Raw genomic sequence first — 952 nt, 5'->3', positions numbered from 1 at the left:
CGCGCTGGGAGGGGCGGTGGGCGCGGCGGCTACCGAGGACGGGCCGGCGAGGTGGGCAGCGCCGGCCGAGGACCCTGCGGCGGCCGTCGGGGTCGAGGTGACCGAGGCGGCGGTGGCCGACGCGGATGACGACGGCGACAACGCCGCGAGGATGAAAGTAGCCAGGCCGACGGCGACGATGCCGACGATCCCGACCCCGTGCCGCAGCCGTCCCCGCCGAGACAGCCCGACCCGCGCCCAACGCAGCACGGACACCGTCCTCTCAACTCCTCGTCTCCGCCCGGTCAGAGCGGTCATGCTAACCCGCTTCCCGTCAAGAACTCCTATACCGGGCTAGCACAGCACACTCGACAGCGATTCGGTCCAACTCGGACGGCTTGCGCCCCGCCCGGGTACGCCCGACCGTGCCCCGACCGCCTGGACGCGGGCACCCGGCCGCCCCGGACCTGTGTTCGGGTCCGACGGCGCGGCGCGGTTCCGCGGAACATCAAGATCATCGGGGCTGGGCTCGGGCTGAAGCATTTCCGTACTCCGTCGACGAGGCGCTCCCGCACGCCACCGCACAGATCGCAAGTAGCTGCGCGCGCTAACTCAGCGCCGTGACCGAGGTGCCGGCGACCGCCGAGCAAACATGTAGCACGGCTTCCCGGCCCGTGCGGGCGGAATAGGCGGGTTTGAACGCCGCCGTGAACGCGTCCAGCCGAGCACGGTCCACGAGGGCCACCGCGCAGCCCGCGAACCCGCCTCCGGTCATCCGGGCGCCGAAGCAGCCCGGGGCGGCGTCCGCTGCGGCCACGGCCGCATCAAGCTCCGGCCCCGACACCTCGAAGTCGTCCCGGATCCCCCGATGGCCGGCCTGTAGCAGCCGCCCGGCCGCCGCCACGAGCTGGTCGATCCCGGTCGCCGGAGCCAGATCCACCACCACGCGCAGCCGGACGTGCACGGCCGCGCG

At 73.3% G+C, this 952-nt stretch carries 2 pseudogenes; both read right to left on the bottom strand.

Features of this window, described 5'->3' with window-relative positions:
• A pseudogene (locus ND748_RS32805) lies at positions 1–255 on the bottom strand (poly(3-hydroxybutyrate) depolymerase); the annotation flags it as partial.
• A gap of 331 nt (positions 256–586) precedes the next feature.
• Positions 587–952 (bottom strand): annotated as a pseudogene (locus tag ND748_RS32800) (galactokinase); the annotation flags it as partial.

Origin of the sequence: Frankia sp. AiPs1 (assembly GCF_023716945.1) — a bacterium.
Lineage (GTDB): Bacteria > Actinomycetota > Actinomycetes > Frankiales > Frankiaceae > Frankia.
Note: the sequence above shows the minus strand (reverse complement) of the source record. Positions and strands in the feature narration are given on the sequence as shown.